Origin of the sequence: Desulfobaculum sp. SPO524 (assembly GCF_044987625.1) — a bacterium.
Lineage (GTDB): Bacteria > Desulfobacterota > Desulfovibrionia > Desulfovibrionales > Desulfovibrionaceae > Desulfobaculum.
Genome location: NZ_JBJDSB010000006.1, coordinates 99,419 through 111,780 on the forward strand (window position 1 = coordinate 99,419; position 12,362 = coordinate 111,780).

At 67.3% G+C, this 12,362-nt stretch carries 12 protein-coding genes; all 12 read right to left on the reverse strand.

The window, feature by feature from the left end:
• Positions 1 to 19: 19 nt before the first annotated feature.
• The 12 genes from ACI3L3_RS15855 to ACI3L3_RS15910 are packed head-to-tail and all read right to left on the reverse strand — an operon-like array spanning position 20 to position 12,332.
• Entirely contained in the window at positions 20 to 1,051 is a 1,032-nt protein-coding gene (locus tag ACI3L3_RS15855; protein ID WP_404846128.1) for a glycosyltransferase family 2 protein, read from the reverse strand.
• Positions 1,048 to 1,923 (reverse strand): sulfotransferase family protein, encoded by an 876-nt coding sequence (locus ACI3L3_RS15860; protein WP_404846129.1) that lies wholly within the window; start codon positions 1,921 to 1,923, stop codon positions 1,048 to 1,050. Before ACI3L3_RS15860 ends, ACI3L3_RS15855 begins: the two co-directional genes overlap by 4 nt.
• Positions 1,924 to 1,976: 53 nt before the next feature.
• Entirely contained in the window at positions 1,977 to 3,992 is a 2,016-nt protein-coding gene (locus ACI3L3_RS15865; protein ID WP_404846130.1) for a hypothetical protein, read from the reverse strand.
• Complete coding sequence (locus tag ACI3L3_RS15870; protein ID WP_404846131.1) at positions 3,989 to 5,143, reverse strand: radical SAM protein; 1,155 nt, start codon at positions 5,141 to 5,143, stop codon at positions 3,989 to 3,991. Before ACI3L3_RS15870 ends, ACI3L3_RS15865 begins: the two co-directional genes overlap by 4 nt.
• The gene (locus ACI3L3_RS15875; protein ID WP_404846132.1) at positions 5,140 to 6,153 is read right to left on the reverse strand and encodes a class I SAM-dependent methyltransferase; all 1,014 of its coding nucleotides are present in this window, start codon (positions 6,151 to 6,153) and stop codon (positions 5,140 to 5,142) included. Before ACI3L3_RS15875 ends, ACI3L3_RS15870 begins: the two co-directional genes overlap by 4 nt.
• Positions 6,150 to 6,806: a PIG-L deacetylase family protein gene (locus ACI3L3_RS15880; RefSeq protein ID WP_404846133.1), complete on the reverse strand. Its 657-nt coding sequence runs from the start codon at positions 6,804 to 6,806 to the stop codon at positions 6,150 to 6,152. Before ACI3L3_RS15880 ends, ACI3L3_RS15875 begins: the two co-directional genes overlap by 4 nt.
• Positions 6,799 to 7,758 (reverse strand): class I SAM-dependent methyltransferase, encoded by a 960-nt coding sequence (locus ACI3L3_RS15885; RefSeq protein WP_404846134.1) that lies wholly within the window; start codon positions 7,756 to 7,758, stop codon positions 6,799 to 6,801. Before ACI3L3_RS15885 ends, ACI3L3_RS15880 begins: the two co-directional genes overlap by 8 nt.
• The gene (locus tag ACI3L3_RS15890) at positions 7,745 to 8,815 is read right to left on the reverse strand and encodes a radical SAM/SPASM domain-containing protein (RefSeq protein ID WP_404846135.1); all 1,071 of its coding nucleotides are present in this window, start codon (positions 8,813 to 8,815) and stop codon (positions 7,745 to 7,747) included. The genes ACI3L3_RS15885 and ACI3L3_RS15890 overlap by 14 nt, the downstream gene beginning before the upstream one ends.
• The gene (locus ACI3L3_RS15895; protein WP_404846136.1) at positions 8,791 to 9,540 is read right to left on the reverse strand and encodes a WbqC family protein; all 750 of its coding nucleotides are present in this window, start codon (positions 9,538 to 9,540) and stop codon (positions 8,791 to 8,793) included. The genes ACI3L3_RS15890 and ACI3L3_RS15895 overlap by 25 nt, the downstream gene beginning before the upstream one ends.
• Entirely contained in the window at positions 9,531 to 10,250 is a 720-nt protein-coding gene (locus ACI3L3_RS15900; protein WP_404846137.1) for a cytidylyltransferase domain-containing protein, read from the reverse strand. The genes ACI3L3_RS15895 and ACI3L3_RS15900 overlap by 10 nt, the downstream gene beginning before the upstream one ends.
• A complete protein-coding gene (locus ACI3L3_RS15905) occupies positions 10,240 to 11,265 on the reverse strand; it encodes a hypothetical protein (protein WP_404846138.1) in 1,026 nt (341 codons plus the stop codon). The genes ACI3L3_RS15900 and ACI3L3_RS15905 overlap by 11 nt, the downstream gene beginning before the upstream one ends.
• The gene (locus ACI3L3_RS15910) at positions 11,262 to 12,332 is read right to left on the reverse strand and encodes an N-acetylneuraminate synthase family protein (RefSeq protein ID WP_404846139.1); all 1,071 of its coding nucleotides are present in this window, start codon (positions 12,330 to 12,332) and stop codon (positions 11,262 to 11,264) included. Before ACI3L3_RS15910 ends, ACI3L3_RS15905 begins: the two co-directional genes overlap by 4 nt.
• Positions 12,333 to 12,362: the final 30 nt, after the last annotated feature.

Here is a 12,362-nt window from a genome sequence, read left to right on the forward strand (position 1 = left end):
CGTATGCGTTTGGCGCGGATTACGTCCCGCCTTCGTCGCAGGCCTCACCTTTTGCGCCGGGCGAAGCGCACTCCCACCAATTGGTGCGCATAACCAGCTCGCGGAGGGGGGTTGCCCACGCAAGGCGCAGGGTGGCCCAAAACACAGCCTGCGTGCGCGCCGCGTGAAGCCGCGCGTGCAGGGACGCCGGGTCCATGCCGCGCCGGAGCGACGCCGCCGCCCAGCGGCGACCATTGCGCGCGGCAACGCCAAGCGCATGCCGGACCAACCGCCACCGCCGGGGCACACGCCCCCGGTACCGGGCGTACACCTCCATAGCGCCTTCATTGGCCATGCGCTGGCGCAGAAAGGCCACGGTCATCCGCTCCTTGGGCACGTGGTGCAGCACCACGGCGTCCGGCACATAGCCCACGGCCTGCCCGGTCCGCCACAGGGTGCGCATAAGGCCTGTTTCCCCGTCGCCCAGCCACACCGCGCCAAAGGCGTCCGGGTTGAAGCCGCCGCAGCGGACAAGGGCCTCGCGCCGCAAGGCCATGTTGACGCCGTAGAAGACCTCTTGCCCCTTGTTGAAGCTGCGCCCCCGGTCCAGCAGGCTGAGTTCGGCAAAGGTGCCAAAATCCCCGGCATACTCCGCCAACCACGTGGGGGGCGGAACGTCCCACACCGGACGCACCGGCCCGCCAGCGGCGGCCATGTCCGGGTTGGCGTCAAAGGCTCTGATATGCGCATCCACCCAGCCGGCATCAAACGTGGCGTCGTCATCGGTGTAGAGCAGTAAATCCGACGCGGCGGCGCGCGCTCCGGCATGGCGGGCATAGTGCAGGCCAAGGTGGCACTCCGGCACGTACCGCAGGGGCACGGGATAGCTCCCCGCCCGCCCGGTCACCATGCGGCGCACCGCATCATCCACGGCGTTGTCCACCACGATGACCTCAAAATCCGTGCGCGATTGCAGGCCAAGGCTCTCAATGCACCGCGCAAGGTCGCGCTCGCGCCGATAGGTCGGCACGATGACCGTTGCGCGGCGCGCTCTCCCGCCCGAAGCGCTCACCACAGGCCCCCTTTTGCGTACCCGGCGCGCTCCATGGCGCGCCGCCCCTCGCGCCACACGTGGTAGCGCTCCACAGGTCCAAGGCGACGCGGGGCGTACCCCACAAAGCCCTCCGGTTCCGGCACCACATCCTGCCCTAGGCGCGCCGCCCACTCCCCGCGCAGGGGCAGCGGCACGCCGGAGACCGCCTTGCCGTTCAGGCCGCGGCGGATGCTGTTGCGCGCCACGGCCTTGGCGAGGCCTTCGCCGTCCCACGCCATGCCCAAAAAATGACAGCACACACGCTCCAGCACGGAATGAGTGTCCGCCATAAGGTCCTCATACCGCACGGTACAAAAACGCTTGGGGCCCATCTCGCGCCCGCCCGCAAGGGCCGCATTCACATGACGCGACCACATCTGCGCCGCCTGCCGTGCGTCCGCCGGGGCCCAGTCCGCCCCCCATGAGCGCGCCGCCGTTAGCAGAGAGCGCACCACGTCGCGCACATCGCGCACCACATGGATAACCCGCGCCTGCGGCAGGAGCTGGGCGATTTCCGGCAGGAACAGGGCATGCGAGGGCGTCTTCTCCACAAACAGACCGCCCTCCGGCGTCGCCGCGCGCATGGGCTGCATCAGCGCCTGCATGTACGCCTGCAGGGCCACAAGGAAATCCTCCTCGCGCAGGTGACAGCCAAGGCCGACCATCCGGCCCGAATTCTCCGCCACATCGCGCTGCCACGCGCGAAGCTGTGGGCCAATATAGCTCTCGAACAGGCTACTCTCCTGCCCGGTGGCCACCAGCGGATGGCAGGCCAAAAGGCGCTGCATCCACGTTGTGCCACTGCGTGGGCTGCCCACTATAAAGACCATATCCGCGCCAAACTCTCGCACTGCCGACTCCAAGGCTGAAGGAGAAAACTCCACTGTGCCGTTATATCAGGATTTCAGTTCCACTCCAAACCCTTCTGCCACGTCAGGGAGGAAAACCGGCCCGACGCCTTTTGCCGCCCCAACCACTCCGAGGCATCGCCCCCGGATATGCCCCGGGCGCGGCTCATGAGGAAATCCGCTACCCGCAGCGCCGCGCCGCCGTCCGCTCCGCACAGCACCTCATCCAGCCATGGCTGCGCCGCCCGGCGCACCGCCTGCCGTGACTGGCGGGCGTCAAGGGCTTCGCGCACAAGGGGGATGATGTCCTCAAGGGCCGCGGCCTCACGGATGACAGGGCATCCGCTGGCCGACGGCTCATGCCGCGACAGCGCGTGCAGATACACCACCGGCACCCCGCACAGCAGCGCCTCCGCCACGGCGGACCCCATGTGCGACACCACCACGTCCGCCCGCGCCATAAGGTCCGGCAGCGGCAGGTCCCCCGCACGCTGGTACAGCACCGCAGGCGCCCCGCGTGATGTGAAATACGAATCGTATTCTATTTCGTATGACCCCGGATGAATGCGGTACACCACCTGCATCTGCGGCATCTCCCGCGCAAGGGCCGCCACGGCGTCGAGGGTGGCCCACTGGGTGTGCCGCCGCTCGCGCGTTTGCGTCCAGCCGCCGCTGTCGCACACCACGCACACCGGGCGGCGCAGGCCCACCCCCGCACGCAGACAGCGCAGACGCGCCGCAAGGGTGGCGTCCGGCGTCAGCCCATCAAGATACGCATCCCCAAGGGGCGGCACCCGCCCCGGCGCCGCGCCCTGACTGGCCACCAGCGCCGCGCTGTGCACGCGCCCACACGCGGCAAACTCGCGCGCCGCAAACACATCGCGCTCCGCGTCCGTGGCGCAGTGCAGGCCATGGCCCATGGTCACTGTGGGAATCCCCCGCGCCCGCGCCGCCAGCGTCTGCGCAGCCCCGCGCGGGTCCGTGGAAAACAAGTGCAGTACCACATCAGGCGCGGCCACATCGCACAGCGCGCCAAAGCGCGCCGCCCCGTGCAGACACTGCGGCAACGCCCCGGCCACTTCCGCGGCAATCTGCTCCACCAGCATTCCGGCAAGGGTGGGGCCAACCTCGCCGTACAAAAACGTCATCAGCCCTTCGTCACGCAGCAGGGCGCGCTCCAAATCGTCATCGGTCCATGCTCCGCGCCGGGGTGGCGCATCCGCCGCGTCCACATCCTCAAGGCGCAAGACCACCGCACCGCGCTTTTCGGCCCGCCGCCACGCCCGCAGGCCCAGACGCCCCGCAGCCACAACCAGCGCCACCTTCACCCCGCGGGCAAGGAGTTCGCCATACAGCGGTTCAAGGCGCGTCATCCCGGCCCCGCCCCACGTGGCAAGAAGCGCCCGCGCCCCGGTGCCAAGGGCTGAGGGCACCGCCTCCAGCGTACGTGGTACGGGCCGCAGCACCCGCCGAACAGCGGCGCGTGGCGCGCCCCACACACGGTGCAGGGCACTGCGCCGCGCCGGGGTAGCAGGCCCGCCAGCACCAGTGCCATTCGGCGCCTGCGAAATTTCCTCGCAGGTGATGCCGCGCTCGCGGCACAGGGCCACGAGGGCCTCGCGCTCCAGCCCGGCAGGGGAAGTCAGCAGGCCATACAGCCCCACCTGCGCGTCCTGCACCTGCCCAAGAAGCACATGAGCGGGCCGCTCGGCGTCCAGCACCATGCTCATGGTGGCGTGGGCCTGAATGGCCTCAAAAAACCGCAGCGTCAGGGAGTGGAACAAGAGGGCCAGCGGCGGCGCGCCGGCGATGTCCGGCGCGCTGGGCACCAGCATGCGCGACAGCTCCGGGGCGAGGTGCTCGTGCCAGCGGCTGGCAAGGGAGCGGGCAAGGTCGCACTGCGGCTCCTTGAGCATGGCGGAAGCCTTGTCCCCGTAGGGCGCATAACCAATTCCCGCCATGCCAAGAGCGTGGCGTGCACTGGCAGACAGCGCCACCACGCACCCTTCCGCCGCATGCATGCGCGCCCACAACGCGTCACGTGCGTCCGCCACAAAGAGCATCGTCTTCATGCGCCGCCCTCCCGCAAGGCGCACCTGTCCCATGCATCAAAGCGCGCATCCACCTGCGGATGCTCCGCAAAGAATGCAAGGGCCATACGCATGCGTTCGTCCTGCTCCTCCGCCGTCAGGTGGGGGATCTGCATCCGCGCCACCAGCGTGCGCGGGTGCAGGTCAAAGCGGTGCACCGCCACGCGGTGGAAATGTTCGGCCACAAACGCCAGCGTATCCGCCAGTTCCGCCGTCGTTTCCGTGGGCAGACCAACGATGATGTCCGTGCGCAGCCGCAGGGCAGGATTACCGCCACGCATACGAGACAGGTGGGGCGACAGCCCGCGCACAAAGGGGTCGCGCCGCATAAGGCGCAACAGGCGCTCACTGGTGGTCTGGATGGGCACCTTCACATTGGTGATGCGCGGATGGGTCAGGGCGTCCGCAAGCATCTGCCCGTACACACGAAACCACTTGGGGGCGATGTTCCCGAACTGCAACTGCGCCTGCGGCGCGGCGGCCAGCAGCGCGTCTACCAGCTCGGGAAAAACGCGCGGCGGGTCCATATCCACGCCCCACGAGCCGCTGTCGTTGCCGTCGATATAATAACTGCGCGCCCCGGCTGCGGCGTTACGCTCCACAAGGGCGACAATATCCTCAAGGGGGCGGCTCGTGGCCGAACCTATGCCGATTTTGTGCGGGCAATAGGCGCAGTGCTCGGTACATCCCTCCTGCACCACCACATAGCGGCGCGTGGGGTCCGGGTCGGCTGTATCCTCGGGGCGGAACGCGCTCTCATCCGGCAGGTCCGCAAAGGGCACCGTCACCTCATCCACCAACCCTTCCGCGCGCTCGGGATGCCGGGACGGGATGGTGATGACGTCCCGCGGCGTCTCTGCGGCATAGAAGGCCGGGTCCACCTTGGGCAGGCAGCCGTAGACCACCACCCGCCGCCCGGCCCCGCGCAGCGGTCCCATGCGCTCGCGAAACATATCGAATGACGCCAAAAACCCCGCGCACGCACCAATGAGCACCACCTCCGCCGCGTCCATATCCGGCACCTCGCGCCAGCCGTTAAGGCTCAAAAAGCGCGCAATCTTGCGCAGATGCAGCAGATAGGACGGACACATGGTGCTCTGCCACACGGCAAATGTCGTCTCGCGCCCGGTCATAGCCCCTCCACAGGCCGCCGCGCTACCACCCACATATGCGAGGACAGCCCGTTTTCCGCCAAAAACTGCTGAAACGACCCGCCAAGGGCGCCCCACTCGTCAAGGAGCACACGCCGCAGGAAGGGCTGGCCGGTCAGGTCCACCTCTCCGGCACGGGCCGCCTTGCGCACTAGTTCGGCGTCCAGCTCGCCGGGAGTGGCGACCTCCTCCACCGTCAGCCCGCACGCCGCCACCAGCGCGGGCAGGGACGTGGTGGTAAACAGATTCAGGTGCTGGTGGTTCACGGTGTTTGACGCTTCGCCAAGGTGGACAAGGTCAAAGCCCTCGGCATTGGGACAGGTGAGGACGAGCAGTCCGCCCGGACGCAGCACCCGCGCGCACGCCCGCACAAAGCCCTCCACGCTAAAGAGGTGCTCCACACACTCAAAGCTGACCACAACGTCCGCCGCATCCGCGCCAAGGTCCACCTGCTCCACCGACGCCTCGCACACGGTGAACCCACGCTCGCGGCAGGTTTCGGCCAGCCACGGCGTGGCCTCCACGGCGGTCACTGCGGCAAAACGCGGCATACTGCGCGCCTCCTCCAAGAAGAGGCCAAATCCCGGCCCCACCTCCACAAGGCGAAGCCCCTCGCCAAGGCCAAAGCGCATGCACAGCGCGTCCAGCCGCCGGGCGCGCGGAGCAAACAGCCGCTCGCGCCGCGCCTTTTCCGAGGCGGGAAAGAGTCTGTCGTTCTGAAAGCGGTACGAGGCGGAGCGCGCATAAAAGGCGGACAGCACCTCCGGCGTTGGGCGCGGGGAGACGTACACCGTGCCGCAGTTGGCGCACCGCCCCCAGCGCATGCCCTGCTTGGCGTACAGCGGCCGGGCGTCGTCCGCCGCGCAGGCCGGACAGGGCACCTGGACAAAGGACGCCGAGCGCGCGGACAACCACGCCACATCCTCGGCCACGCTGGCGTGGAAGTCCTCCATCAGGGCGTCCGGGCGGATGTCGTTTTCCTTCAGCGTCATACGCCGTCCCCTCCGCCGTTATCGATCCAAATGGCCTTCACCATGGCAAACCCCTCGGCGTAGGCGACACCGCTGCGCGCCCCGGTGCGGGCGTTTTCGCCCTTGAAAAAGGCTATCCACTCCTCGCCGCGTTTGGCGACCTCCGAGGCATGGGCGCGGATGGCCTCCACCTTGCGGTCCATAAAGTTCGAGATGTCCACGCAGTAGTTTTCTGTGAAGACGTCGGGGCTTTGGTACCAATTGCTGCGGTACATGAAGAGGTTGTGCACCTTGCGCCCGGCGGTGATGGACGCCGCGCCGGCGGCGGCGTGGTCCTGATGCACATCGCGGTTCCAGTGGGTGTAGATGGTGTCCACCCCGCGCTCGTCGATGATGGCGTCAATGTGCTGGATAAGCTCGTCGCAGTAGTGCAGGCGCTTGTTTTCATAGGGCAGGGCCACAAGCTCCGCCCCGATGATGGCCGCGCCGCGCTCCCCCTCCTGCCGGGCAAGCTCTGCGGGGCGCTCCCAGTGGTCCTTCTCCACCGTGTAGGCGGAATGGGTGAGCACCAGCATGGTCACCCGGTGCCCGGCCTGCACATGCCGCAACAGCGTTCCGGCGCACCCCAGCTCAATATCGTCAAAGTGCGCGCCAATGGCGAGGATGCTACGCACGCCCATCCCCCTCTGTTTGCCGGACCCGCCCCCGCCAGCGAAAGCCCACGGCGGGCAGGGTTCCGGATTCCACAAGGAACCTGTCCACAAGCCGGATATGCCGGGCAAGGCGGACCTCGTCCTCCGGGGCGGCGCACCGCAGCCCGCCGATGATGCCCGCGTAGAACGCGCCCTCCCAGTCATGGTCCACGGTGTCGAAGGTCTCTTCCATGGCGGCAAGCATGCCCTCGTGCGTGGCGGCAAGGTCATGGGGCGACTGCACGGGATTTCCCGCCTCGTCCTCGTAGCGCCCGCGCCGCAGGCACACGTCCAGCCGCTCCTGCAACTCGCGCTCACTGGCTAAGAGGGGTGCGGTCTCGTAGTACAGCCCGCCAGCGGAAAGGAGCGTCTCCACCAGCAGCCACACAGCGGCGGACGGGGCCGTCATGCGCTCGCGGCATGGCTCCATCACCACCACCTGCCCGCGCTCGCCCAGGAGCGCCCGCGCGCGGCGTGCGGCCTGCTGCTGGGCCGAAAAATGATGCAGGGCGTTGTTGAACACCACCACGTCAAAGCCGTCACCCGCGTCCAGCGTCAAGTAGTCCCCGGCCACGTAGACGACCCGCCCCTCCTGCGGGGGATTCTCCGCCGCGGTACGCCGCGCCACGTCGAGGCTCTCCTGTGAAATATCAAGGCCCACCACGTCGTGTCCCGCCCGCGCCAGCTCAAGGCTCAAATAGCCCGGACCGCACCCCACCTCCAAAATCCGCAAGCCCGGCGCAAGGCGCGCGGCCAGCCACCGGAAGCGCTCGCCATAGACAAGGTCGATGAAGCCCCGGTCCCGCCACGGATTGTTGCGGAACCACTCGCACCGCCCGCAGTGGCGCAGGTCCGGGATATGGCCAGCATCCACGCGCTGGCGGATTTGACTGTCAAAGGCCGCGGCTTCGGCGTCCATGTCATGCCGTGTCATGGGCATCCTCCATGACGTCGCCGTCCTCGGACTCCACAGGCATCATAGGGGTGGAGCAACGCGAGCACAGATCAATCTCGCGGATGCGTCCGGCCTTTTGCAGCTTGCGGTAGCGCTGCATCACAGGACCAGTCCACGCCTGCTCCAGCGTCATATCCCCAAGGGTACCCAGCACCACCTCGTCGGCGTCGTCGAGGTGGCAAAACTTGATGCCCCCCTCATGGGTCACCGCAAGCCGCTGCCACGGCTTCTCGCACACAAAGTCCGCCTTGTAGGCCACCTTATGGCGATAGCGGTCTTCCTCATCCCACTGAAAATAATTGATGTATTCAAGGAACCCCATCCCATCCACCACGTCCTGCCACATGCGCACCATGGCGTCGCGCTCGCCCGCGTTTTCCTTCATGAGCACCATATTGATGCGGATGAATGGGGTCAGGCTGCCGCGCCGGGCCTTCAGGTCCGCCATGCCGCGGATATTCGCCGTGACCCGATCATAGCTGGAGCCAACGCGCAGGGCCTCGTAGTGGGCCTTGTCCGGGGAATCAAAGGAGATGATGAGCTTGGTCAGCCCGGCATCCAGCAGGCGCTCCGCCATGGCGGCATCAAGATGCAGGGCCGAGGTATGCAGCATCACATCAAGGATGCCGCGCTCGCGGGCATAGGCCACCATGCGCGGCAAATCGCGGTGGAGCAGCGGTTCGCCGCTGGCGTTGAGGTTGACGGCGTACAGGCCTTTAGCCGCGCCTTCGTCAATGGCGCGGGCGTAGATGTCAAAGGGCATGTAAAAGGTGGGCGGCAGCATGCCGCGCCGGGCCATCTGCGTGCGCGGGCAAAAGGTGCACGACAGGGTGCACAGGTTGGTCAGGTCAAAGTCGAGATGCATGGGAAAGGGCCGCAGCTCCCGCCCAGCGGAGTAGCGCAGCCAGTCGCGGCGGTAGGCCTGAAATTCCGGCCCCATGTCCCGCTCCCACGTGGTGTTGAAATCGAGGAACTGGCAGCAGACGTTGCAGTCGCGCTCGGTCTTGTGCGTTAGTCCCGCATCCGGTTTGGGCATGGTGTCTCCTCCTGCGTCGCCCCCGTGTGCGCGGCGTTGCCGCGCAGGATGGCAAGGGCGCGCGGACCATGGTTGAACAGCGCATCAAGTACGGACATTCCCGGCTGAAACCCGGCAAAGGCCTGCGTGTAGGGCTGGCATTGGTAGCGCACGGTCTGGACGGCGACGCCGCTGGCGGCGAAGCGGTCCATGTCCATGTAGTCCGGCCCGGAAACGCCGCAGACGTACGTGCGAGCGCCCATATGGCGGCAGATGTCGTGGAGGAGTTCGGTAGAGGAGGTCGAGAACGGCGGCAGCGTCGAGGCGCGCACAGTGCGCCCCGCCAAGCCAAGGTACTGCCGGACAAACTCGATGAGGTCGATATTCAGATCGCACAAGAGGGTCCGCCGTGATTGGACGATATCACGCACCGCACAAAAAATCTCATGGAAAAACGGGGTGGCGGCATAGTTGTGCCGTAGCGCGCCAAGGTATTTGCGCCGCCACGGCGCGTCGTCGCACAGGGCCACGTCCGCAATGCGCTGGGTAAAGCGCCCGCGCGTGAGGACGGGCACCGTCACCCACTGCCAGCCCGTGGCCGTGCGGATGCGGTTGCGGTTCTCAAAGTAGCGCTTCTTATACTGCACCGTGTCGAAGTAGACCGTGACATCGCACAGGTCCATCTTATGAAAGAACCCAAGCCACGGCGCATGCTCCGGCTGCTGAATGGACAAGCTCAAGCCCATGCCGCCCCCTCGCGCGCTACGGCCACCACATCGGCAAGGGCATATGGCTCGGGCCGTCCCATGGCCGCCAAACGCTCATGCAGGGCGCGGATGCGCGCCAAATCGCGGGCGGTGTCCACGGTCAGGCGCAGGTCCGGCATGCGGCACGGCTCCGGCGCGGGCAGAATACGCGTTTGGAAGTCCTGCGGGTGGCGAAACACGTATTCGTTCACATGCTCGCGGTCGAGGGCGCGCGTGGCGCGCCGCCGCAGGGTCAGCAGCGCGCTCATGGCGTACACCTCCACCCCGGCCCCCTCCGGTATGCCGCTGCCGGACTCGTTGCGGTTGGAGGTATAATCCAGCCCCTCGGCGCAGTGCGCCGCCAGCACCTGCGTGGCAAGTTCCGGGCAGACCAGCGGATTATCGCAGGTGACGCGCATCACGGTGGTCAGGCCGTATTCCTCACCCGCGCGGGTCAGGCGTTCCAGCACGTCATCCTCCGGCCCGCGCGTCACATCCACGCCAAGGCGGCGCGCCGCATCGGCCAGCCTGTCATCCCCCGGCCCGCTGGGCACGGCCACCACCAACGCCTGCGCCCCGCGCACATGGCGCAGACGCAGCACCACCCGCTCAAGGAGTGTTCTGCCGCAGATGTCCATCAGCACCTTTCCCGGCAGGCGGCTGGAGCCCATGCGGGCCTGCACCACTATTCCGGCGCGGCTACGAGGCATGGGCGTCCACCAACTGCGTCAGGGCCTCCAGCACGCGCGCCGCGCCGCGCCCGTCCACGGCCAGCCGCCCCTGCTCCGAGGCAAGGCGCAGCCACGCGGTATCCGCAAGGCACTGCCCAATAAGCTCCGCCGCCACCTCGGGCGGGGTGTCCGCCCCGCGGCCATGCAGACGCGCAAAGCCTGCGGTCTCGGCGGCCTCGCCGCGTTCGTACTCGTGCGGGTCCTCCCAAAAGACAAGGGACGGGGCGCCGCAGCACGCGGCCTCAAACATTGTGTTGCCGCCGGCGGAGATGAGCACGTCTGCGCTGAGCAGGTGCTCCCACATGTCCGGCACATCCACCAGCACCTCATGGCTGTAGCCCGCGTCCTCAAGCAGGCGCTCAAGGGACGCGGCGTAGGTAAAGGCGGGCCCGCACACAAAGTGCACACTGCCGATGCACTGCGGCTGCTCCCGCGCCAACAGCGCAAGGGCGCGGGCGATGACCAGCGTCGCACCGGAGCGGTCCACCCCGCCCATACTGACCACAATGCGCCGCGCCGTCCCCAGCTCCGCGCGCGGCCGCGTATGGGCGTCCTCGAACTCCGGCCCCATGATGAGATACTGCGTTCCTGCCAGCACGGCGCGATAGCCATCCGGCAAGCGGTGCCAGCGGCGCACCGGGGTAGGATTCACCACCACGTCCGCGCCGGGGCGGCCCTCGCCGAATTCCTCCACAGCGCAGGTCACAAACCCCGCCGCAGACACAGGCGTAAAGTCAAACGCCTCGGGCGTTCGCACATCCACGATGGCGATGTCCGGCCCGTTGCCGCCAAGGGCGCGCAGGGCGCGGGCGTCCGGGGCATACTCCGCCGCACTGATGCCGCGCCGCCGCAGGGTGCTGGCGGCAAGGTCGCCAATGCCCAGCATCTGCGTGGGCAGTCCCATCCTGCGCCCGGCCTCGGCAACGGCCAGCATGGTGAACACGTGTCCAAGTCCTATCCGGCGATGTCCTTCCGCAACGAGTACGAGCGTCATGGGGCCTCCCGCTGTGGTTCATCGGGCACTATGCCCACGTGGTCTGCCTCAAGGGGTGTTTCGGCCGGAATGTCACGTGTGGCGCGCATACCCACCACACGCGGCAAATACTTGGGCGGCAGGCCGTAGCCGGGGCGGCGCACGTCCACATCGGCCTCGCCAAGGATCTCCCCGGCTTTTACATCGCGCATGACCACCACGCTGACCTTGTTGGTGCGCATGTTGCGCTCCTCCGCCGGTGTGGGCCGCTTTATCCCGTCCCCCAGCGCAGGAAGCACGTGGCGGGCATAGCTCACCAACCGCCGGAACTCCGCCTCGTCGGAGGACAGCGCGCGGTCCGAGCCTTCGGTATTGCCCTCGCACCAGTAGTGGCGCTCAATCATATCCGCGCCAAGGGCCACGGCCGCGCGCGAGCACCCAATGCCCACGGTATGGTCCGAAAACCCCGTAGGCAGACCAAAGGCGGCCTTCATGGCGACCATGGCGCGCAGGTTTTGTTCCTCGGGCCGGGCGGGGTAGTTGGAGACGCAGTGGAAGAGCAGCAGCTTGTCGTTGCCGCGCGCCAGTATGGCCTCCACGGACTCGCGCACCTCCTGCAGGGTGCACATGCCGGTGGAGAGGAAGATGGGCTTGCCCGTGTCCGCCACAATTTCCAGCAGCGGAATGTGCGTGGCGAGGTCGGAGCCTATTTTGTAGGCGGGCATGTCCAGCTTTTCCATGAGTTCCAAGTCGCGGATATGGCTGGGCGCGGAAAACACCGTCACTCCCCGCGTGCGGCAATGCTCCACAAGGTGGCGCTGCACGGACGGGGGCGTGCAGTTTTCGGCAAACACCTCATACTGCGAGCGCTGGCCCACGCTGCCCATGTCAAAGCGGTTGTCACGCGTGGTGATGGTCTCCGGGTCAAGGGTCTGGAACTTCACGGCGTTTGCTCCGGCGCGCACGGCGGAATCCACAATGCGCTCGGCCTCGGCCTCGCCCGCGAAGTTTCCGGCCACCTCGGCCATGAAATAGACCTCCCTGCCGGTTCCGATGGTGAATCCGTCGAGTTCAACTGTCCGAGACATGGCAACACTCCTGAAGGTTCGCCGGTAGCG

What these genes read in the sequence shown, in the direction of transcription:
- ACI3L3_RS15895 (WP_404846136.1), bottom strand. Translation starts at nt 9,540, where the DNA reads ATGGGCTTGAGCTTGTCCATTCAGCAGCCGGAGCATGCGCCGTGGCTT.
- ACI3L3_RS15910 (WP_404846139.1), bottom strand. Translation starts at nt 12,332, where the DNA reads ATGTCTCGGACAGTTGAACTCGACGGATTCACCATCGGAACCGGCAGG.
- ACI3L3_RS15870 (WP_404846131.1), bottom strand. Translation starts at nt 5,143, where the DNA reads ATGACCGGGCGCGAGACGACATTTGCCGTGTGGCAGAGCACCATGTGT.
- ACI3L3_RS15885 (WP_404846134.1), bottom strand. Translation starts at nt 7,758, where the DNA reads ATGACACGGCATGACATGGACGCCGAAGCCGCGGCCTTTGACAGTCAA.
- ACI3L3_RS15905 (WP_404846138.1), bottom strand. Translation starts at nt 11,265, where the DNA reads ATGACGCTCGTACTCGTTGCGGAAGGACATCGCCGGATAGGACTTGGA.
- ACI3L3_RS15875 (WP_404846132.1), bottom strand. Translation starts at nt 6,153, where the DNA reads ATGACGCTGAAGGAAAACGACATCCGCCCGGACGCCCTGATGGAGGAC.
- ACI3L3_RS15865 (WP_404846130.1), bottom strand. Translation starts at nt 3,992, where the DNA reads ATGAAGACGATGCTCTTTGTGGCGGACGCACGTGACGCGTTGTGGGCG.
- ACI3L3_RS15890 (WP_404846135.1), bottom strand. Translation starts at nt 8,815, where the DNA reads ATGCCCAAACCGGATGCGGGACTAACGCACAAGACCGAGCGCGACTGC.
- ACI3L3_RS15900 (WP_404846137.1), bottom strand. Translation starts at nt 10,250, where the DNA reads ATGCCTCGTAGCCGCGCCGGAATAGTGGTGCAGGCCCGCATGGGCTCC.